The following is a 21,439-nucleotide window of genomic DNA, read 5'->3' as shown; positions in this document are numbered from 1 at the left end:
CCTCACGAGGTAAACATGTTTAAAGCCCTAGTATTAGAACAACAAGACAAACGCACGCTCTCTTCAGTTCAACAGCTTGAAGACAGTCAGTTACCAGACAACAACGTTATTATTTCAGTTAACTACTCGTCGCTTAACTTTAAAGATGGCTTAGCCATTACCGGAAAAGGGAAGATTGTTCGCCAATTTCCAATGGTGCCTGGCATTGATCTCAGCGGTGAAGTTCTCAGCTCTAAAGATGCCCGTTACCAACCCGGCGATCAGGTTGTACTTACCGGCTGGGGTGTCGGCGAGAGCCATTGGGGTGGCATGGCTGAAAAAGCCAGCCTCAACGCTGACTGGCTAGTACCGCAGCCAAAAGGCATCGATGGAAAACAAGCCATGATGATTGGCACCGCGGGTCTTACCGCGATGCTCTGTGTGCAAGCACTACAAGATGCTGGTGTTACTCCAGACAAAGGCCCCGTGTTAGTCACGGGTGCGAGTGGCGGTGTCGGCTCTGTCGCCGTTACTTTGCTATCCCAATTAGGCTATCGCGTTAGTGCTTTAACAGGTCGCGCTGCAGACAACACGGCACTGCTTACTTCACTGGGAGCAAATGAGGTCATCGACCGGCATGTCTTTGAAGAGCCAGCTCGCGCCCTCGAAAAACAAGTATGGGCAGGCGTCGTCGACACGGTAGGCAGTAAAATCCTCGCCAAGGCATTAGCGCAGGTCGATTATGATGGTGCAGTGGCTGCGTGTGGATTGGCTGGCGGTTTTGACTTACCCACCACAGTAATGCCGTTTATCCTACGCGGTGTAAAACTGATCGGTATTGATTCAGTGATGTGCCCATTTGAAAAACGCCAAGCCGCATGGCAACGTATTGTTGAGCTACTACCGGCAAAATACTACGAACAAGCCTGTCAGGAAATCACCCTTGACCAAGTCGCTGAGTGCGCCGAGGCGATCACGCAAGGTCAAATCACTGGCCGTGTGGTAATTAAGCTCTAATTCGTCAATATTGCCTATGGGCTCACTCTACCCAGTCCATAGGCTCAGCTAATCCCATCGCATGTATCCGTGTGTTGATCAACTTGCCACACTCCTCTTTAATAATCTTCCTCAACCATTGCTGCGATGCCGAATGCTCTGTTCTTGGATGCCACAACAGGGAGTAGTCGAAAGGTTTAAATACAAATGGCAAAGGCTTAATCACTAAATGATGTTTTTCTGCCACCAAATAGGCCAAATCTGCCGGCACCGTGATAATCAACGGCATCTGCTCCACAATGGCAAGGGCGGCCTCCAAATGATAAGCACGCAATACCTGCCGACGTGCTGGATGGCCCCGTAGAGCATCATCAATCAATGCCTTAACGCCATCGCTTATCGCTATCGTTGCGTGGGGATATGCCAAGTAATCATCCAATGACATCGCTTGATTAGCTAACGGGTGCTGGGCAGATAACAGACAAAACACGCTAACCGGGCCAAGTGAGTCCTGCTGTAGTCCAGCAACACTGTATGCCGGGCGGCAGATTGCCATGTCACACCCGTCCGTGGTCAGTTGCTCCACCAAATGATCATGCTGTAAGGGAACAAAATCTAACGATAGATGCGGAGCTTCTTGATAAATCCGCGGCAGCGCAAATGGCAAAATGGTTTGCATTGCATAGTCGGTCGTCGCGATTCTAAATACCTGTGTACAGGTTTTAGGATCAAAATCTTTAGGGGTTAACACTTGTCGCAGTGCTTCCAGCGGGCTATTGAGCGCCTGATTGAGATCAAGTGCGCGCTGGGTCGGAATCAGCTTCTGTCCTTGGCGAGTAAACAGGGGATCGTCAACCAAGACACGCATTCTGGCTAATACGCGACTCATGGCTGATTGACTTAGATTAAGACGAATGGCCGCCCGACTAACACTGCCCTCATCAATAAGGACCTTGAGAGCGACCAATAGGTTGAGATCTCGTCGATAAATTTCTTCCAGCTCCATACTGCTTCCATCTCTAGGCATTTGTTACAGTATGTCAGAAATATTACTCTTTATGCCGATTATCCGGTGCAAAAATATACTCAATAGAAAAGCCGCTAATAAGTGCTACCACCCCCAAGAGCATAGGCATAGATAGCTGTGGTTCCGGTGAGACAAAGACAGCCATAAAGGCCAATAGCAAGGCAACGAGGTACAGGGTCATACGGTGAATATAGTTCATATTTTCCCCCTATTTTCGATTAAACTGACAGTGTTTCTTTTGGTTTACAGGTCAATATTGAGGCAGAGATTGATTCTTCTTCAATCATAGGTATGATCAGCTCCCCAACGAAAGAGGTGCATCATGACCAGTCCATTCGACAACCCAACTCAATCTTTACAAGCTCAAGGCTTGCGCTGTCCTGAGCCTGTCATGATGGTGCGCAAAACAGTAAGACGAATGGCGCAAGGCGAAACCTTACTAATTATTGCTGATGACCCATCAACGACGCGAGATATCCCAAGCTTTTGCCGGTTTATGGATCACACGCTAGTGGCAGCTCAAACCGAACAAATGCCGTATCAATATCTAATTAAGATTGGCCAATAATCAAATCATCCTGTGATTATTTGCTTTTACGCCCCGCGAAGAGAGGCATTATTTCGCGCGCAATTGTTCCACTTGCTCTCGCAATTGCGCAATCTCTTTCTCTATCGGTTCGACATATCGCAGCCGAATCAGCGCCTCAACAGATAAATACGTGGTGACAATCGCCCCGACGACCATCGGTACCCACACATCCGTTAATACCATGCCAAAAATATTCAACACCAAGCCAAAACTAAATAACCGATACTGGCTGTGTAGCGATAATGCAGTGAACCTGATCATAAGCTCTCCAATTTCCGCTGTTTGACATAAAAACTGTAGCAAAACTGCGGTTAGCATTCTGAACCAATGATCACGCTTAACCAAAAATGCACATTAAGATTTCAAATCTGATAACCACGGCACAATTTTAACCTTCATCATCCCCCTTTCTCAATATTGTCAAATCGACCACCTCGTTTAACACGACAATAAAAAAGGCAGAGAGTACGTATGCACACTCTGCCTTACTATCGTTTACGCTGTATTAGGTGTTTGCGCGGTATTAAGCGATTCGCATACTGCCTATTGAGGTAGTGGGGAGAGAATAATCTCTACACGTCGATTCTCTGCTCGTCCTTGCTCTGTGCTGTTGTTCGCGATTGGGCTAGATTCACCGCGCCCTGTGGCAACCAAACGTGCAGGCGAGACGCCTTCTGCAATTAGCTGATTGCGCACTTCATTCGCTCGGCGTTGAGAAAGCTCTTGGTTGTAGCTTGCTGAGCCCGTGCTATCGGTATGCCCTAAGATATTTAACATTGTTTGGTCATACTCTTTCACCACCAATGCAACATTACGTAGCGCCAGTACCGCACGAGAATCCAGATTGGTTTCATTGACGTTAAATGTAATTTCATTTGGCATATTTAAGATAATGTTGTCACCGTTACGCGTAACGGTAATACCTGACGCTTGTAATTGCTCACGCAACTTGGCTTCCTGCACATCCATGTAATAACCAATACCACCACCAACAGCAGCACCTGATGCAGCACCAATCAATATGCCTTTTTTACGATCCCCTTTGCTTGATGATGCAGCGCCAACAGCTGCGCCAGCAACGGCACCAATCACTGAGCCCGTGGTCGCTTTCGCGGTTTGACTTTCACCAGAGTAAGGGTTGGTGGTTGAACATCCTGTCACTGCCGTTGCAGCGATCAACGTAGCGAGTAGCAATTTTTTCATATCTGCTCCGTGCGAACCTGTCTTTTTGCCAAATATAGTATTCTTCGCGATTATAGTAGAATAATTAGCAACTCTGTTAACACTATGTCAAATTACGCAGCAAAGGACATATCTCAGCACTGTAAAAATTGGTGATAAAAAAGGCGTTTTCCCCTACTCCGACACGGCCTGTCAATGTATAATCGACTGTTATTTTCACATTTCAATCCACTATTTTCACGCGAAGTTGACAATGCACAAATACGACATCAAAACTTTTCAGGGCATGATCCTCGCGCTGCAGGATTACTGGGGCCAGCAAGGCTGTACCGTAGTACAACCACTGGACATGGAAGTGGGTGCTGGTACCTCACACCCAATGACATGTCTACGCGCATTAGGTCCAGAGCCAATCGCTGCGGCTTATGTTCAACCATCACGTCGTCCAACCGACGGACGCTATGGTGAAAACCCTAACCGCCTACAGCATTACTATCAGTTTCAGGTCATTCTAAAGCCATCACCCGATAACATTCAGGAACTTTACCTAGGCTCACTAGAAGCCTTAGGTGTCGATACACAAGTTCATGATATTCGCTTTGTAGAAGACAACTGGGAAAACCCGACACTGGGTGCATGGGGCTTGGGCTGGGAAGTGTGGCTCAACGGCATGGAAGTCACTCAATTTACCTACTTCCAACAAGTCGGCGGTTTAGAGTGTAAACCTGTTACCGGCGAAATCACCTACGGTATCGAGCGTCTAGCCATGTACATTCAAGGTGTAGATTCAGTCTATGACCTGGTTTGGACAGATGGTCCTTTTGGTAAAGTTACATATGGCGACATTTTCCACCAAAACGAAGTGGAACAGTCAACATATAACTTCGAGCATGCCGATGTAGACTTCTTATTCACCTTCTTTGATCAGTGTGAAAAAGAGTGTCAAGAGCTACTGGCACTAGAGACGCCGCTATCACTGCCTGCCTATGAACGTATTCTTAAAGCGGGTCACGCCTTCAACTTGCTTGATGCGCGTAAAGCAATCTCTGTGACCGAGCGTCAGCGTTATATCTTGCGCATTCGTAACCTGACAAAACAGGTAGCAGAAGCTTATTACGCCTCACGTGAAGCTTTAGGTTTCCCAATGTGTAAGAAGAAATAAGGAGTCTTCATGACCGAACGCAATTTTCTGATTGAGCTGGGTACGGAAGAACTCCCACCAACGCAACTTCGCACACTTGCAGAAGCATTTAAAGCCAATTTCGAAGCCGAATTGACAGCCGCCGAATTGGCGCATCAAGGTATCGAGTGGTTTGCTAGCCCACGCCGCATGGCACTAAAAGTGACCGCACTGGCGGAAGGCCAAGCTGATAAAGTGGTAGAGAAGCGTGGACCGGCTGTTGCCGCTGCATTTGATGCAGAGGGTAACCCAACTAAAGCGGCTATGGGCTGGGCGCGTGGTAATGGCATTACTGTTGAACAAGCCGAACGCCTTAAAACCGATAAAGGCGAATGGCTTCTTCATAAGCAAGAAGTCAAAGGCAAAGCCGCCAAAGAACTGGTTGTCGAGTTAGCTGCCAAAGCACTAGCAAACCTCCCTATCGCAAAACCAATGCGCTGGGGCGATAAAGAGACTCAGTTTATTCGTCCCGTTAAAACCCTGACCATACTGTTAGGTGACGAACTTATCGAAGGCACCATTCTTGGCGTTGCTTCTGCTCGTACCATCCGTGGTCACCGCTTTATGGGTGAAGCTGAGTTCACCATCGACAATGCAGATCAGTATCCAGCCATCCTGCTTGAGCGTGGTCGTGTTATGGCCGATTATGAAGCGCGTAAAGCGATCATTATTGCCGAAGCACAAAAAGCCGCTGCAGCCGTAGGTGGACAAGCCGATCTTGACGATGACTTAGTGGAAGAGGTGACGTCATTGGTTGAATGGCCAGTCGTACTTACCGCTAAATTTGAACAAGAGTTCCTAAAAGTTCCATCTGAAGCTTTGGTCTACACCATGAAAGGGGATCAAAAATACTTCCCGGTGTATGACGAAAACAAGCAGTTGCTACCTAACTTTATCTTCGTTTCAAATATCGAATCTAAAGAGCCACGCCACGTTATCGAAGGTAACGAGAAAGTAGTACGCCCTCGCCTAGCTGATGCTGAGTTCTTCTTTAATACTGACCGTAAGCGTCCACTGATTGATCGCCTACCTGAGCTAGATAATGCTATCTTCCAGAAGCAACTAGGAACGATCAAAGACAAAACCGATCGCATCACTGAACTGGCGGGCTATATTGCCCAGCAAATCGGTGCTGATGTCGACAAGTCTAAGCGTGCCGGATTGCTAGCAAAATGTGATTTGATGACGTCAATGGTATTCGAGTTCACGGATACTCAAGGTGTTATGGGCATGCACTATGCGCGTCATGATGGTGAAGACGAGCAAGTCGCACTGGCATTGAACGAACAATACATGCCACGCTTTGCGGGTGATGAACTGCCGAGTAATGGCGTTTCATCTGCGGTCGCAATGGCAGACAAACTGGATACCATCGTGGGTATCTTTGGTATTGGCCAAGCACCAAAAGGCTCAGACCCATTTGCATTGCGTCGTGCATCGTTAGGTGTATTGCGTATTATCGTCGAAAATGGCTATGCCTTAGATTTGACCGATCTGATTGCTAAAGCGAAATCCCTATTTGGCGATCGCCTTAGCAACGATAACGTGGAAACAGACGTGATTGATTTCATGCTGGGTCGTTTCCGTGCTTGGTACCAAGACGAAGGCTTCAGCGTTGATGTTATCCAAGCTGTTTTGGCTCGTCGCCCTACACGCCCAGCAGATTTCGATAAGCGCGTTAAAGCGGTAAGCCACTTCCGTACCTTAGATGCAGCGGAGTCACTGGCTGCGGCTAACAAGCGTGTTGGTAACATTTTAGCGAAATTCAATGGCACGCTCAGTGCCAACATTGATGCCGCTCTGCTAACCGAGCAAGCAGAGACAGTGCTGGCAACGCAAATCAACGATATGGTTGAAAAGCTACAGCCACTGTTTGCGAACGGTGATTACCAAACGGCGCTAACGGAGCTTGCCACATTGCGCGACAGCGTCGATGCCTTCTTCGACAATGTTATGGTAATGGCTGACGATGAAGCATTGAAAGTTAACCGTCTCACGATGCTTAACTTACTCCGTGAACAGTTCCTCAACATCGCTGACATATCTGTATTGCAGAAGTAAGTCGTCAAACGTGTTCTTAGAGCCCGGCTAAATAGCCGGGCTTTTTTTCTTTCGATTCCTTTTCGATTGTGCGTCCTCTCTAAAACATCCCTAATAATTCCCGTTCAACATCGATAGACCCTAACTGCTACACGTCTGACTTTTCGCGCAGCATCAACCTTGATATTCGAGAGATCAGTTACGTTTTGTAGCGGCCTAACTCTGCTATAACGGAGCCACCCTTAGCATCAATCAGCTCTATCGGCCGAGACTGTACATACTAAGGAACAGCCACTCATAAGGATTACTTTGTTAACCAACACGGACCGTACAATGAAAGCTCTCGCAATAAGTCTTATCTTCACACTACCACTAATAAACGCAGCGACTGCCGCCCAATATGAATTGACCTTGGCTTCCACCACTGAAAACACTCCACTTATTATCCCGTTCCAATCAAACTCAGCAGATCATGACATGGTGTTTCACGTGAAACACTACTTTAAAAAGGGACACTATCAATTAACCATCAATGCGCTGGACAGCGATTGCTATATCGATTTAAAAACAGGTGAAGCACTAAAGTTTAATCGTCACAATGCGATCGAACTCTGTGCAACGTCAACCACACTGCCCGTGCGAATATTCAAGTCTGATACCTACTATATAGAGATTGATAAGCCCAACGCGCAACTGACACTCAAACGATTGGAGCGCAGCAATACACGGCCAACGATGGCCCCTTGCCCATCAAATACAGGACAGGTCATTGACATCGATGTTAGCGAAATTTTTAATGAGGGCGACTGGCTTCGCGATGCCTATAGTGGCAACACTGCACAAGTCACCGCTGGGCAATTAAGCCTGGCTCCAGCACTGGACAGTGAAGGTCTCATTCTGTTAGAGCAAATACCACCAAATAACGCAGTGCAAACCCCAGCCTTTAGCTGGGATAACGCCATCGTCTACTTCGCCATGACCGATCGTTTTCATAATGGCAACCCAGATAATGATAATAGCTATGGACGACGCTCCGATGGCGATAAGGAGATTGCTACCTTTCATGGCGGTGATCTGGCTGGGCTAACCGAAAAGCTCGATTACATTGCATCGCTTGGCGTAAATGCATTGTGGATTACCTCGCCATTAGAGCAAATCCATGGTTGGGTTGGTGGCGGAGATGACGGTGATTTTAAACACTATGGTTACCACGGTTACTATCATCTTGATTGGACAAACCTCGATGCAAACATGGGGACGGAACAAGAACTGCGTACACTGATCGAGCAAGCACATCTGCGTGGAATAAAGATAATCTGGGATGTGGTTATCAACCACATTGGCTACGCGACCTTAGCAGATATGCAGTCGTTTCAATTTGGTTCCCTATACCTCAATGACGATGAACGTCGGCAAGTCTTAGGTGACAAATGGACCGACTGGCAGCCAAGTGACAGGCAAACTTGGCATAGTTTTAACGACTATATCGACTTTAGCGATGCTGAGAGTTGGTCACGCTGGTGGGGAAAAGGCTGGATTCGTACCGACATCGGCAACTACGACAGTCCTGGCTATGATCCTTTAACCATGTCTCTCAACTTCCTACCCGACATAATGACAGAGAGTCAAACGCCAGTCCCTTTGCCTGCCTTCTTTGCTAACAAGGCTGACCATCAAGCTGAAGATACCCAACGGCTGCCCAGTGCACACATCATTCGCTGGCTAACGCAATGGGTGGCTGAATACGGCATCGACGGATTTCGTGTTGATACCGCCAAACATGTTGAAAAAGCCACCCTCGCCGAGCTTAAACGACAAGCAACGTTGGCATTACAGCAATGGAAAACAACCCATCACGTTGATGATGGGATAGCATTCTGGATGACAGGAGAAGCGTGGGGGCATGGTGCCTATCGCAGTGACTACTTTGACCATGGTTTTGATTCGATGATAAATTTTGAATTCCAAACCGACATCGCACCACGTGGTGTCACCTGTTTACTTCATATGGATGCTGACTTTCAGCGTTATGCCGATACCATCAATCGTGACCAACAATTTAATCTGCTCAGCTACCTCTCTAGCCACGACACTGCGCTGTTTTATGGTACCCATACTCACAGCATGGCAGAGCAAAAACGTGCTGCTAATGCGCTGCTGTTAACCCCCGGAGGGGTGCAGATATTCTATGGCGACGAAAGTGGAAGGTCGTTGGGCCCATCAGGATCAGACCCTCACCAAGGAACGCGCTCAGCCATGAACTGGGATGAGAACCTAGCACTCGTTAAGCACTGGCAACGGCTGGGACAATTTCGCCAACGCCACCCAGCAATCAGCCAAGGGACTCATCGAACCTTAAGCACCGCACCCTACTATGCCTTTAGCCGCCAAACAGACACCGATCGGATAATGATCGTTTATGTTGGCAATAGCAACAAAGAATAATCCGCTTTTTAATTGCGCACTGATAGGTTATGTTGTTATGGAGATAGAGAGGGCTAAGGTAGGCCCTCTTTATCTCTAATTATATTATGACGTTTAAAGTGAGCAGCAGTATGGATTACTCTTCATTCGGCGACAAATTTGGTGGTTTGTCGGCAATTACTCAATTAATGGATGACTTAAATGAGGGGCTGCAAAACCCCAACGCCATCATGCTTGGCGGTGGCAACCCCGCCCAAATACCGGCGGTCATTGAATGTTTTGATCAATTAAACCAGCACCTCGCCGCCTCTGGCGCCCTCACCCAAGCAATGACGAATTACGATGGCCCACAAGGTAAAAGTACCTTCATCTCAGCCCTTGCAAACCTACTGCGTGAGGTTTATGGCTGGGATATCAGCGCTAAAAACATTAGCCTTAGTAACGGTTCGCAAAGCGCTTTTTTTAACTTATTTAATCTCTTTGCCGGGCAGACCGCAGACGGTAAACAAAAGAAGATACTCTTACCACTCGCCCCTGAATATATTGGTTATGCCGACAGTGGTCTAGCCGAAACAATGTTTACCAGTTATCAACCGCAGATAGAGTTTCTCGATAACCGCCAGTTTAAATACCATGTCGATTTTAGCCAACTTAGTATCGGTGATGATATTGGTGCAATCTGTGTTTCCCGCCCAACTAACCCGACGGGGAATGTGTTAACCAACGAAGAGATCACCAAGTTAGACCTCCTTGCCAAAGCCAACGATATACCGTTAATTGTTGATAATGCTTACGGGCTACCCTTCCCTGACATTATTTTTGCTGACGTTGCACCGATGTGGAATGACAACACCGTGTTATGCATGAGCCTATCTAAGCTTGGCCTACCCGGTTTACGCTGCGGTATTGTGATTGCCTCTGAAGAGATCACACGAGCGCTCACCAATATTAATGGCGTGATCAATTTAGCGCCCGGCAGTGTCGGCCCTTTAATTGGTCATGAGCTCATTAAATCTGAGCAGCTGTTAGCATTGAGTGCCGATGTCATCAAACCCTTTTATCAGCGTCGCAGTCAGTTTGCTCTGACACGTTTGCAGCAGCAAATCCCAGACCCACGTTTTCGCGTTCATAAACCTGAGGGCGCTATCTTCTTGTGGCTTTGGTTTGATGAGTTACCAATAACCAGTCAAACCCTTTATCAACGCCTCAAGCAACGTGGCGTATTGATTGTACCTGGTGAGTATTTCTTTATCGGCATCGATGACCCCAATTGGCCCCACCGTACACAATGCTTACGCATGAACTATGCCCAGGATGAAGACGTGCTAACCGCAGGAATTGATATCATTGCTGAAGAAGTTAACCGCGCCTATCGTGAAGGCTAACTGTTTCACGTGAAACACGAGCCGAACAGCATGAGCGTCGGCTCGTTGCCTAAGCCTTATCTAAGCTATCACGACGACTCCCCACCCTCATTGTAATTTTCAGCCCGCACAACGTGTTTGAAAATTGTCCCATTCATCCAATATGCTGCCAAAATCCCAGCCCAGATAACTCAGTACAACGGTGCAGATTTAAATCTGTACGGTGTCACGTTTAGCGACTAATTGGCGCTATACCACAACACTAACCATCGAAAAGCTACCACCGTAAAGCAGACGACGTTTCACATGAAACACTCTCTTCACGAAGAGCACTTCGCTGTGACAGCAGCGAACCGACTCTGTCACTGCTATATTTCTAATCACTTAGCAGAACGCAAAAAAACGCCCACTCGAGGTGGGCGCTATGACTCAGTACAACGGCACTATTTACAATGACAAGAATACCATGCCAGCGTGTTACTCTTTATTTTCAATCAGCTCACCACTGCCAATACTAATTTTCCGTGGTTTCATCTCTTCTGGAATTTCGCGTTCCAAATCGATGTGCAATAACCCATTCTCCATATTGGCACCCACCACATTGACGTGATCGGCTAACTGGAACTTACGCTCAAAATTACGATCGGCAATACCTTGATAGAGGAAATGACGTTCGTTATTCAACGCTGCTGCTTTATTGCCTTTTACTATTAGGGTGTTTTGTTGCTGAGTGATATCCAACTGAGCTTCAGCAAAACCGGCTACCGCCATGGTAATCCGATAGTGATTCTCATCCTGCTGCTCAATGTTGTAAGGTGGGTAGCCACCGTTAGCATTTGGCGCATTGTTTTCGACCAAGTTGAACAGGCGATCAAAGCCAATTGCACTGCGATATAGCGGGGAAAAATCGATGTTACGCATAGTTATCATCCTTCTTAGAAGCAATAATGTTTAAGGTTGAGTGCACCCGCTCGACGTGAACAGTATGAGATGACCCCTCAGGCATCATCCTCACTCATTATCAGATCTAAGGTTTAAATTTTGCTTTCCAACCCCTAACACGCGTTTTTTATATAAAAAAAACGCCGCATAATGCGGCGTCTTATAACTGACTTAATAATTCAATCTATACGTCAAGATTGGCAACGTTCAGTGCATTAGACTCAATAAACTGACGACGCGGTTCAACGTGGTCGCCCATCAAGGTCGTAAACAGCTCATCAGCCGCCACTGCATCGTGCACGGTTACTTGCATCATACGACGGCTTTCAGGATCCATGGTGGTTTCCCAAAGCTGCTCTGGGTTCATCTCTCCTAGCCCTTTATAGCGCTGTAGAGAGAAGCCACGACGCGATTCTTTACCTAGCCAAGCTAACGCTTCAGCAAAGCTCTTCACTGGCTGTCTGCGCTCACCACGCTGCACATAAGCCGTTTCTTCTAGCAAACCGTTAAGGGTTTCACCCAGTTGTGCCAGTTTGTTGTACTCTTTCGAGTGCAAGAAATCGAACGAGATTACATATTCGTAATTTACGCCGTGTGTACGTACGGTGATTTTTGGAACTCGTACGTCATTCTCTTCGTCGCGAATCAGCTCGAAGTCATACTCGCTCTCACCCGATTGCTTGTCATTCAGGCCAGCAACCAAGGCCTCAGTCCACTGCTCCAATTCGGCTTCGTTGCCTAACATGGACTCAATCAAACGTGGCGCGTGAGTCAGTTCGTTCAATAGCAAACTAGGATAACGACGGCTTAGGCGTTCAATCAGCTTCAACGTGCTGTTGTATTGCTTAACGATATCTTCTAACGCTATCCCCGAAATCGCAGGCGCACCCTCTTCGGTATATAACGCCGCATTGTCTAACGCTAATGCGATTTGGTACAGCGCCATATCTTCATCATCTTTGATGTACTGCTCTTGCTTGCCCTTTTTCACTTTATACAGTGGTGGCTGAGCAATGTAGATGTGACCGCGCTCAATCAGCTCTGGCATTTGACGATAGAAAAAGGTCAATAGCAGAGTACGAATGTGCGAACCATCGACATCGGCATCGGTCATGATAATGATATTGTGATAGCGCAACTTGTCAGGGTTATACTCATCACGTCCAATCCCACAGCCCATGGCTGTAATCAAAGTCGCGACCTCTTGTGAAGAGAGCATCTTATCGAAGCGGGCTTTTTCTACGTTTAGAATCTTACCTTTCAATGGCAAGATAGCCTGATTCTTACGGTTACGTCCTTGCTTCGCTGATCCGCCTGCAGAATCACCCTCCACTATGTAGAGTTCAGACAAGGCAGGATCTTTTTCCTGACAGTCAGCAAGTTTACCCGGTAGTCCCGCTAAATCGAGCGCTCCTTTACGACGCGTCATCTCACGCGCTTTACGCGCAGCGTCACGTGCTCGAGCCGCATCAATAATTTTTGAGCAGACAATTTTCGCATCACCTGGGTTTTCTAACAAAAACTCGCTGAGTTTTTCACCCATTGCCGATTCAACGGCTGATTTCACTTCACTAGACACTAGCTTATCTTTAGTCTGGCTAGAGAACTTAGGATCCGGCACTTTTACCGATACAACGGCTGTCAAACCTTCACGTGCATCATCACCTGAGGTCGTGGTCTTCTCTTTCTTCGAATAGCCTTCTTTATCCATGAAGTTATTCAAAGTACGAGTCAACGCACCACGGAAGCCTGCCAAGTGCGTTCCACCGTCGCGTTGTGGAATGTTATTCGTAAAGCAATAGATGCTCTCTTGATAACTATCACTCCACTGCATAGCCACTTCTACTGCGATGCCATCTTCTCGTTCGAAATTAAAGTGGAACGCTTTCGGGTGAATCGGCGTCTTATTGCGGTTTAAGTGTTGAACAAAGGCTTGGATACCGCCTTCATACATGAAGTGATCTTCTTTTCCATTTTCACGCTTATCAATTAAACGAATCGACACGCCTGAATTCAGAAACGATAGCTCACGCAGTCGCTTGGCCAAAATATCATATTGGAAAACAACATTAGTAAACGTCTCTTCGCTCGGCCAGAAGCGAATAATTGTGCCTTGCTTGCTCGTTTCACTAACAACAGCAAGCGGCGCTTGGGGCTCACCATGATGATAAGTTTGTTGGTGTGTTTTACCTTGGCGATGAACAGTAAGTTCAACTTTTTCAGACAGGGCGTTAACAACTGACACCCCAACGCCGTGCAAACCACCAGACACTTTATATGAGTTATCATCAAACTTACCACCAGCGTGCAGAACGGTCATGATAACCTCTGCTGCAGACACGCCCTCTTCTGGGTGAATTTCAGTTGGGATACCACGTCCATCATCACTGACAGAAACCGAGTTATCCTCATGAATCGTTACCACGATATCTTCACAATGGCCAGCAAGAGCTTCGTCAATTGAGTTATCAACGACCTCAAAAACCATATGGTGTAAGCCTGTACCATCATCGGTATCACCGATATACATCCCTGGGCGCTTACGTACCGCATCAAGGCCTTTTAGTACCTTGATACTTGATGAATCATAATTGTTGGACATTGAGTTACTCTCGCTATATTTATCCTGCGGTTATTTTACCGTTTTCCACATAAAACATCTTGCCATTTTCGTTGTTCATCTCCGCAATTTGCGCTGGGTTTATTGCACTAATAAACACCTGAGCATCAGTTTGCGACAGACAACGAGCCAACAAGCCGCGCTTCTCACTGTCGAGCTCGGACGCGAAGTCATCGATCAGGTATAAACACTGTTTTCCGGTCTGCTCAGTAAGATGAATCCCCTGAGCTAAACGCAGTGCACATACCATGAGTTTTAACTGCCCGCGCGACAGCACGTCTTCTACCGGTATTGTACCTATCTTAAGCCGCAAGTCTGCTTTATGAGCACCACTGACGGTATAACCTAACTGGCTGTCTCGCTCAAAATTATCAGCAAGAAGCTGTCGATAGTCACTAGCTTTATCCCAACCCCGGTAATAGCTGAGACGAATATCAAACTCTGGTAAGAAGTCCTGGCAAATCTGTAACGCCTTGACTGATATAGCGCTGACATAAGCCTGTCGCCACACATCAATTTGCTCACATAACATTGCTAGTTCGTTGTCCCAATAAGCGACATCACGATAACTGCGTGCACGCTTTAATTGGGCATTGCGTTGCCGCGTTAGTCGCTTTAAACGACTCCACGCGGTATAAAATTCGGGATGAAGATGAAAAACGCCCCAATCAATGAATGCGCGACGAAATTTAGGGCCACCAGTCAATAACTCAAACCCTTCTGGGGTAATCAGTTGCATCGGTAGCACTTGGGCCAATTGCGCCAACTTCTGATTAGCTTGGCCGGCTATTTTTACGTCCGTCTCGCCATCGCGAGATTTACTGATCCCAACCGGAAGCACGGTAGTGTCCGCTGCGGCTATACGACCATGCACAAACAAGGCGGGTTGCTCGTAACGAATAACCCGCTTAGTTAAATGGCTACGGAACGAACGGCCATGTCCTAGAAAGTGCACCGCTTCAAGCAGACTGGTTTTACCGCTTCCATTGGTGCCAATTAAATAATTAAAACTACGACTGAGCGTTAAGTCGCAATCAGCAAGATTACGAAAATCTTTAATGATTAAACGTTCTAGAAACATGTCAGACCAATTATAGCCTGATCGGCATCACTACGTAGCTAGCGTCGTCATTAGCAACGTCTTCTACGAGCGCACTGGCGTTCGCGTCTGTCATTAATATCTTCACTTGATCACACTTCAATGTGTTTAATACATCTAGCACGTAACTCACATTAAAGCCGATTTCAATGATGTCACCTTGATAGTCGACATCGAGGAATTCTTCCGCTTCTTCTTGCTCAGGGTTATTGGCAGAAATTCGCATCTGCCCCTGCTCTAAATTAACTCGCACACCACGGAACTTCTCGTTCGACAAAATGGCCGCACGAGAGAAAGCTTGTTTTAGTTCGTCACAATCGGCAATCAAGGTCTTGTTACTACTTTGTGGCATCACACGACGATAATCAGGAAAGCGGCCATCAACCAACTTTGAGGTAAACACAAAGCCATTGACCGTTGTACGAATGTTAGCACCGCCAATCTGTAACAAGACACGCTCTTCAGACGCTTCTAATAAGCGCACCAATTCTTGCACCCCTTTACGTGGCACTATCACTTGTTTTGCACTCATCGCTTGCTCAAGTGTCGCCTGACAGACCGCCATACGGTGTCCATCGGTTGCCACTGTGCGCACCACATTACCATCGGTCTCAAACAACATGCCGTTAAGATAATAGCGGACATCCTGATTCGCCATTGAGAACTGTGTGCTCTCAATTAAGTGGCGTAATGACGCTTGAGACAACGAAAATTCGACGTCACTTTGCCAATCTTCGATATTCGGAAAGTCGCCCGCGGGGAGCGTCGCCAAAGAGTAACGACTACGACCGGAACGAATGATCAATCGCTCTCCTTCGAGCGTCAACGTAATGTTGGCAGTGTCTGGTAACCCCCGAATAATATCGAGAAATTTCCGTGATGGGACGGTGGTAGCACCTGCGATAAACTCACTTTCTAGCTGCACCTGCCCAATAAGCTCCACTTCCATATCAGTGCCAGTCAAAGACAACAACCCCTGTGGGCTGACCTCAACAAGTACATTACCAAGAATGGGTAAGGCCGGACGCCCCCCTAATGCACCAGACACTTGCTGTAAGGGTTTTAATAATCGCGAGCGCTCAATGGATAATTTCATATTATGATGACAAGGTCCGAATCAAGTTAGAATAATCTTCTTTAATATCATGGCTTTCTTCCCGTAGCTGTTCGATTTTACGACAGGCATGCAATACTGTTGTATGGTCTCTTCCGCCAAACGCATCGCCAATTTCTGGCAAACTATGGTTAGTGAGCTCTTTCGCCAGCGCCATCGCCAATTGACGTGGACGCGCCACCGAACGAGAACGGCGTTTTGACAGCAAATCAGCCAACTTAATTTTATAGTACTCAGCCACGGTTTTCTGAATATTATCAATCGTGACAAGCTTTTCTTGCAGCGCCAACAAATCACGTAACGCTTCACGGACAAAATCAATGGTAATCGCTCGCCCGGTAAAGTTGGCGTTGGCGATCACACGGTTCAGCGCCCCTTCCAACTCACGCACATTCGATCGTAAGCGCTTAGCAATAAAGAACGCCACTTCATCGGCTAAACGGATATTATGATCTTCCGCCTTCTTCATCAAAATAGCGACACGTGTTTCTAACTCTGGCGGCTCAATCGCCACGGTAAGTCCCCAGCCAAATCGGGATTTCAGACGATCCTCTACCCCATTAATCTCTTTCGGGTAACGATCCGAAGTTAAAATGATCTGCTGATTACCTTCCAGCAATGCATTAAAAGTATGGAAAAACTCTTCCTGTGAACGCTCTTTATTTGCAAAAAATTGAATATCATCGATCAACAACGCATCAACACTGCGGTAATAACGCTTAAATTCTTCAATTTGGTTATTTTGCAATGCCTTAACCATATCTTGCACAAAACGCTCAGAGTGCATATAAATAACTCGAGCATTCTGCTTACGCGCCATAATGGCGTTACCAACAGCATGCAATAAGTGCGTTTTACCTAAGCCTGTACCGCCGTATAAAAATAGCGGGTTATAAGCGGCACCTGGATTATCAGCCACTTGACGTGCTGCGGCCAATCCAAGCTGGTTTGATTTACCCTCAACAAAGTTATTAAACTGGTGCTTAGGGTTAACATTTGAACGGTAGTTGGCCGCTGGCTGCACCGGTGAAGGCGCAGGCTCCCATGGCTTACGAACAGGCTCATTCTGCACCGTAGCAGGTTGTGCAGAGGGGCTTGTAGCAGGCTTTGGCGCAGGAGCGACAGGTCGGCTCCCCACCTCAAATCGCAGCATCGGAACATTGTTACCGCAAAATTCATGCAGCAAACGGTTAATATTATTTAAGTACTTATCTCTTACCCAATCGAGTACAAATCGATTCGGTGCAAACAGGGTTAGCGTATTTTCGTTGAGCTCAGCCTGTAACGGGCGAACCCACATACTGAATTCGGTCGCTGGTAGCTCTTCCTGTAAGCGTTCCAGACACTGGTTCCACAGCGAAGATGACACGTCTCACTCCACAATATTGATTCTGCTACTAAGGGGGATCGATTTTACCTGTGCCGCTGCCGGATCGCCAGCACAAGATCATGTTAACGGTGAATAAGATCGAAGTTATTCACAACGATCCCACAAACAAGCCGCAGATCAACACAGGAATTCAGCCAGTTAATCCCATAACCATCCACATTTCCACAGCTTATAAAGGTGTCAATGCAACACGCATTTAGTTATTAGCCATAACCGAATAGTATTTATTATCAAACCGCTCAACAGCGTAAACTCGCTCTACAACATTATCCTCTTATAACCAAGGAGATTGTAAAATGAACAACTGGGTTACACGCATAATTGCAGTCGTCGTATTTAGTCTTACTGCTAGCGCGAGTTTTGCGGCGACAGATGTAAAAGTCGGCATGTCTGGACGCTACTTTCCGTTCACGTTTGTGAAGCAAGGCGTATTACAAGGATTTGAAGTCGACCTTTGGAACGAAATTGCCGACCGCAATGATTATAAGGTGGAATTTGTTACCGCTAATTTTTCCGGTCTATTTGGCCTGTTAGAAACGCAACGGATTGATACCATTTCAAATCAGATAACAATGACGGCAGAACGCCAAGCCAAATACTTGTTTTCTGAACCGTATGTGATTGATGGTGCACAAATCACCGTGCGTAAAGGAAATGATGCGATTCAAACACTTGATGACCTTAAAGGTAAAACCGTCGCGGTAAACTTAGGCTCAAACTTTGAACACATCTTACGCCAACAGCCTTTTGCGGCTGACATAGATATCAAAACCTACGACACTGGTATTGAGCATGATGTGGCACTAGGCCGTGCCGATGCGTTTGTCATGGATCGCCTTTCTGCCCTGCAACTGATTCAAGAATCAGGCTTACCGTTACAGTTGGCAGGTGAACCATTCGAGACCATCCACAATGCTTGGCCATTTGCTAACAATGCTCGTGGACAGCAATTGCAACAAGAAGTGAACACCACACTACAAGCGATGCGTGAAGATGGCACACTGAGCAAAATCGCCACCAAGTGGTTTGGCGCCGATATCACCCAATAATCCTTACCATCCATCCCCGCCATGCCACTAGGCTGGCGGGTTCTTCGTTTAATCCTATGCTGTACAGTAAGTAATGACTTACTAATGATGAGTTATCTAACCATGGCTTTTGATTTTCACTACATGCTATCGCTGCTTCCCGTGCTACTTCGTTACCTATCAACAACGATGGAAATGGCATTATGGGGCTTGGTCTTCTCTCTTATTTTGGCATTAACGTTAGCCGTCATCCGTGTATATCGGCTCTGGGGATTGAATGCCTTAACTCAGCTCTATATCAGCTTCTTTCGTGGCACACCGTTACTCGTCCAGCTCTTCTTACTTTATTACGGCTTACCGCAGATCATGCCTATTTTTATCGGTATGAATGCATTCACTGCTGCTGTCATCGGCCTCACCTTACATTTTGCGGCGTATATGGCTGAGTCTATTCGTGCTGCGATTATCGGCATCGACTCAAGTCAACGCGAAGCGGCACTCTCTATCGGAATGACAGAGAACCAAGCCATGCGCCGCGTCATTCTACCGCAGGCAGCACGTGTTGCCCTGCCTTCATTAATGAACTATTTCATTGATATGATTAAATCAACGTCTCTCGCCTTTACGCTAGGTGTGGCTGAAATTATGGCCACGGCGCAAATGGAAGCCTCCTCGAGTTTTAAGTTTTTTGAAGCATTTTTAGCCGTCGCCCTTATCTACTGGGGCATGGTCGTCGTCCTAACACGACTACAACTTTGGGCTGAGCAACATATGAATAAGGCGTACCAACGATGATTAAATTGACACAATTAACTAAACGGTTTGGCGACCAAACCATTTTCTCCAACATTGATTTAGCGATTGAGCAGGGGGAAATTGTTGTCATTATTGGTCCATCTGGTACTGGAAAATCGACCCTCTTGCGTAGTATTAATCAACTAGAGCAAGCGGATGGCGGCATCATAGAGCTAGATAACCTCCAAGTTGATACCATTCGTGCCAGCAACAAAGAGAAACTCGCATTACGCCGAAAAACGGCTTTTGTGTTTCAAAATTATGCCCTTTTTGCTCACAAAACGGCGGCTGAGAATATTGCCGAGGGCTTGATCACCGTACATGGCTGGCAAAAATCGGCTGCGATGCAAAAAGCACACACAATCTTGAGTGATATTGGCTTGGCAGACAAAGCAGACAGTTACCCGGCAGCATTGTCAGGTGGGCAACAACAACGTGTCGGGATTGGACGCGCGATGGCTCTGCAACCTGAATTGCTCTTATTTGATGAACCGACCTCAGCGCTCGATCCTGAGTGGGTAGGCGAGGTGCTACAACTGATGAAAAAATTAGCCACAGCCCATCAAACCATGCTGGTGGTCACACATGAGATGCAATTTGCACGAGAAGTGGCTGATCGTGTTATTTTTATGTCTGATGGGGGAATCGTCGAACAGGGCAAACCTGAACAACTGTTCAAAAGTCCGCAAGATCCTCGTTTACAACGCTTTTTACGCCAAGTAGGGATCCAATAAGATCATCAGAATGATCTTGCACTTCTCTTTCGGCTACGTATAATTCGCCACCCAGTGTAAGGAATACGCATCAATCATTGACTCTTGTGTGACCAATGATTACAATTCCGCCTCTTTTGATATGCGGTTTGTGTGCAAATTGTCACTACACTGGGTATCAAAACTTAAAAACTGATCAGTAAATTTTTTAAGGTACAACCATGAAACGCACTTTCCAACCTTCTGTTCTTAAGCGCAAGCGCTCTCACGGCTTCCGTGCACGCATGGCGACAAAGAACGGTCGTAAATTGATTAACGCACGTCGTGCTAAAGGTCGTAAGCGTCTAGCTTGCTAATAATCCCAGAGATTATTTGTGAGTAACTTCGCTTTCCTTCGGGAGTTACGTCTGTTAACTCCCGAACATTACCAACATGTCTTCCAGCAAGCTCATCGTGCTGGCTCTCCCCACTTAACTATTCTGGCTCGAAAAAACACTCTTGGACATCCTCGTCTTGGACTTGCCGTGCCAAAAAAACAGATAAAAACTGCTGTTGACCGTAATCGTTTCAAGCGTGTTGTGCGTGAGAGCTTTCGTTTGCGTCAAAATCAATTACCAGCCAAAGATTTTATCGTAATAGCTAAGAAAAGTGCCAATGAGCTTAGTAACGAAGAATTAAATGCAGTGTTGGACAAATTATGGCATCGCCTGTCTCGCCCTTCGCGTGGCTAATCCTCGGGTTAGTTCGCTTCTATCAGCTTGCAATTAGTCCGCTGCTCGGACCACGCTGCCGCTTTACCCCAACTTGCTCTGAATATGCTATTGAAGCAATTAAATTGCACGGAGGGTTAAAAGGGAGTTGGTTCGCAGCCAAACGTCTATTAAGATGTCATCCTTTAAACAACGGGGGTTTTGACCCCGTTCCGCCAATAAAGCCAAAAAACAGAGATCAATAACG

The 21,439-nt window shown here is 46.7% G+C and carries 21 protein-coding genes; 12 read left to right on the top strand and 9 right to left on the bottom strand.

The annotated features are described in order from the left end of the window. Window positions 1–15: 15 nt before the first annotated feature. The gene (gene acuI / locus ACKLNH_RS18335; protein WP_413113703.1) at window positions 16–996 is read left to right on the top strand and encodes an acrylyl-CoA reductase (NADPH); all 981 of its coding nucleotides are present in this window, start codon (window positions 16–18) and stop codon (window positions 994–996) included. A 22-nt stretch (window positions 997–1,018) separates the two neighbouring features. Here acuI and ACKLNH_RS18330 read toward each other — a convergent pair whose 3' ends face one another. Continuing rightward, window positions 1,019–1,981: a LysR family transcriptional regulator gene (locus ACKLNH_RS18330; RefSeq protein ID WP_413113702.1), complete on the bottom strand. Its 963-nt coding sequence runs from the start codon at window positions 1,979–1,981 to the stop codon at window positions 1,019–1,021. 43 nt (window positions 1,982–2,024) lie between these two features. After that, complete coding sequence (locus ACKLNH_RS18325) at window positions 2,025–2,201, bottom strand: hypothetical protein (protein WP_413113701.1); 177 nt, start codon at window positions 2,199–2,201, stop codon at window positions 2,025–2,027. A gap of 123 nt (window positions 2,202–2,324) precedes the next feature. Here ACKLNH_RS18325 and tusA point away from each other — a divergent pair, with 123 nt between their 5' ends. Then, window positions 2,325–2,570, top strand: coding sequence for a sulfurtransferase TusA (tusA, locus tag ACKLNH_RS18320; RefSeq protein ID WP_413113700.1), 246 nt, complete (start codon window positions 2,325–2,327; stop codon window positions 2,568–2,570). Window positions 2,571–2,618: 48 nt separating this feature from the next. On the opposite strand, the gene ACKLNH_RS18315 is transcribed toward tusA, so the two are convergent. Both ACKLNH_RS18315 and ACKLNH_RS18310 read right to left on the bottom strand, forming a co-directional pair. Beyond that, the gene (locus ACKLNH_RS18315) at window positions 2,619–2,852 is read right to left on the bottom strand and encodes a hypothetical protein (RefSeq protein WP_413113699.1); all 234 of its coding nucleotides are present in this window, start codon (window positions 2,850–2,852) and stop codon (window positions 2,619–2,621) included. A 282-nt stretch (window positions 2,853–3,134) separates the two neighbouring features. After that, window positions 3,135–3,794 (bottom strand): YiaD family glycine zipper/OmpA-like lipoprotein, encoded by a 660-nt coding sequence (locus ACKLNH_RS18310; RefSeq protein WP_413113698.1) that lies wholly within the window; start codon window positions 3,792–3,794, stop codon window positions 3,135–3,137. Between the two features lie 232 nt (window positions 3,795–4,026). On the opposite strand from ACKLNH_RS18310, the gene glyQ reads away from it, so the two are divergent. The 4 genes from glyQ (at window position 4,027) to ACKLNH_RS18290 (ending at window position 10,802) form a co-directional block, all read left to right on the top strand. Next, a complete protein-coding gene (gene glyQ, locus ACKLNH_RS18305) occupies window positions 4,027–4,935 on the top strand; it encodes a glycine--tRNA ligase subunit alpha (RefSeq protein WP_413113697.1) in 909 nt (302 codons plus the stop codon). A gap of 9 nt (window positions 4,936–4,944) precedes the next feature. Further along, the gene (gene glyS, locus ACKLNH_RS18300) at window positions 4,945–7,014 is read left to right on the top strand and encodes a glycine--tRNA ligase subunit beta (RefSeq protein WP_413113696.1); all 2,070 of its coding nucleotides are present in this window, start codon (window positions 4,945–4,947) and stop codon (window positions 7,012–7,014) included. A gap of 312 nt (window positions 7,015–7,326) precedes the next feature. Continuing rightward, the gene (locus ACKLNH_RS18295; protein ID WP_413113695.1) at window positions 7,327–9,438 is read left to right on the top strand and encodes an alpha-amylase; all 2,112 of its coding nucleotides are present in this window, start codon (window positions 7,327–7,329) and stop codon (window positions 9,436–9,438) included. A gap of 110 nt (window positions 9,439–9,548) precedes the next feature. Beyond that, window positions 9,549–10,802, top strand: a complete 1,254-nt coding sequence (locus ACKLNH_RS18290; RefSeq protein WP_413113694.1) for a valine--pyruvate transaminase — start codon at window positions 9,549–9,551, stop codon at window positions 10,800–10,802. Between the two features lie 456 nt (window positions 10,803–11,258). Here ACKLNH_RS18290 and ibpA read toward each other — a convergent pair whose 3' ends face one another. The 5 genes from ibpA to dnaA all read right to left on the bottom strand — a co-directional run bounded on the left by ibpA (window position 11,259) and on the right by dnaA (window position 17,925). Continuing rightward, a complete protein-coding gene (gene ibpA / locus ACKLNH_RS18285; RefSeq protein WP_413113693.1) occupies window positions 11,259–11,702 on the bottom strand; it encodes a small heat shock chaperone IbpA in 444 nt (147 codons plus the stop codon). A gap of 205 nt (window positions 11,703–11,907) precedes the next feature. After that, on the bottom strand, window positions 11,908–14,325 hold the full coding sequence (gene gyrB / locus ACKLNH_RS18280; RefSeq protein ID WP_413113692.1) for a DNA topoisomerase (ATP-hydrolyzing) subunit B: 2,418 nt from the start codon (window positions 14,323–14,325) through the stop codon (window positions 11,908–11,910). Between the two features lie 19 nt (window positions 14,326–14,344). Continuing rightward, window positions 14,345–15,424: a DNA replication/repair protein RecF gene (recF, locus tag ACKLNH_RS18275; protein ID WP_413113691.1), complete on the bottom strand. Its 1,080-nt coding sequence runs from the start codon at window positions 15,422–15,424 to the stop codon at window positions 14,345–14,347. A gap of 10 nt (window positions 15,425–15,434) precedes the next feature. Next, window positions 15,435–16,538 (bottom strand): DNA polymerase III subunit beta, encoded by a 1,104-nt coding sequence (gene dnaN / locus ACKLNH_RS18270; RefSeq protein ID WP_413113690.1) that lies wholly within the window; start codon window positions 16,536–16,538, stop codon window positions 15,435–15,437. A gap of 1 nt (window position 16,539) precedes the next feature. Then, a complete protein-coding gene (gene dnaA, locus ACKLNH_RS18265; protein ID WP_413113689.1) occupies window positions 16,540–17,925 on the bottom strand; it encodes a chromosomal replication initiator protein DnaA in 1,386 nt (461 codons plus the stop codon). Between the two features lie 317 nt (window positions 17,926–18,242). On the opposite strand from dnaA, the gene ACKLNH_RS18260 reads away from it, so the two are divergent. From ACKLNH_RS18260 to yidD, 6 genes are all read left to right on the top strand, one after another. Next, the gene (locus ACKLNH_RS18260) at window positions 18,243–18,995 is read left to right on the top strand and encodes an amino acid ABC transporter substrate-binding protein (protein ID WP_413113688.1); all 753 of its coding nucleotides are present in this window, start codon (window positions 18,243–18,245) and stop codon (window positions 18,993–18,995) included. Between the two features lie 102 nt (window positions 18,996–19,097). Continuing rightward, window positions 19,098–19,769 (top strand): amino acid ABC transporter permease, encoded by a 672-nt coding sequence (locus ACKLNH_RS18255; protein ID WP_413113714.1) that lies wholly within the window; start codon window positions 19,098–19,100, stop codon window positions 19,767–19,769. Continuing rightward, complete coding sequence (locus ACKLNH_RS18250; RefSeq protein ID WP_413113687.1) at window positions 19,766–20,503, top strand: amino acid ABC transporter ATP-binding protein; 738 nt, start codon at window positions 19,766–19,768, stop codon at window positions 20,501–20,503. Before ACKLNH_RS18255 ends, ACKLNH_RS18250 begins: the two co-directional genes overlap by 4 nt. A 200-nt stretch (window positions 20,504–20,703) precedes the next feature. After that, window positions 20,704–20,838, top strand: a complete 135-nt coding sequence (gene rpmH, locus ACKLNH_RS18245; RefSeq protein ID WP_086937702.1) for a 50S ribosomal protein L34 — start codon at window positions 20,704–20,706, stop codon at window positions 20,836–20,838. Window positions 20,839–20,856: 18 nt separating this feature from the next. Continuing rightward, the gene (rnpA, locus tag ACKLNH_RS18240; protein WP_413113686.1) at window positions 20,857–21,213 is read left to right on the top strand and encodes a ribonuclease P protein component; all 357 of its coding nucleotides are present in this window, start codon (window positions 20,857–20,859) and stop codon (window positions 21,211–21,213) included. Further along, window positions 21,180–21,437 carry a membrane protein insertion efficiency factor YidD gene (yidD, locus tag ACKLNH_RS18235; RefSeq protein WP_413113685.1) on the top strand — a complete coding sequence of 86 codons (258 nt, stop codon included), beginning with the start codon at window positions 21,180–21,182 and terminating at the stop codon, window positions 21,435–21,437. The genes rnpA and yidD overlap by 34 nt, the downstream gene beginning before the upstream one ends. Window positions 21,438–21,439 lie beyond the last annotated feature (2 nt).

This window comes from Thaumasiovibrio clandestinus (genome assembly GCF_047250365.1).
Classification (GTDB): Bacteria; Pseudomonadota; Gammaproteobacteria; order Enterobacterales; family Vibrionaceae; genus Thaumasiovibrio.
The sequence above is the reverse complement of the archived record's forward strand: the minus strand, read 5'-3'. Positions and strand labels throughout refer to the sequence as shown.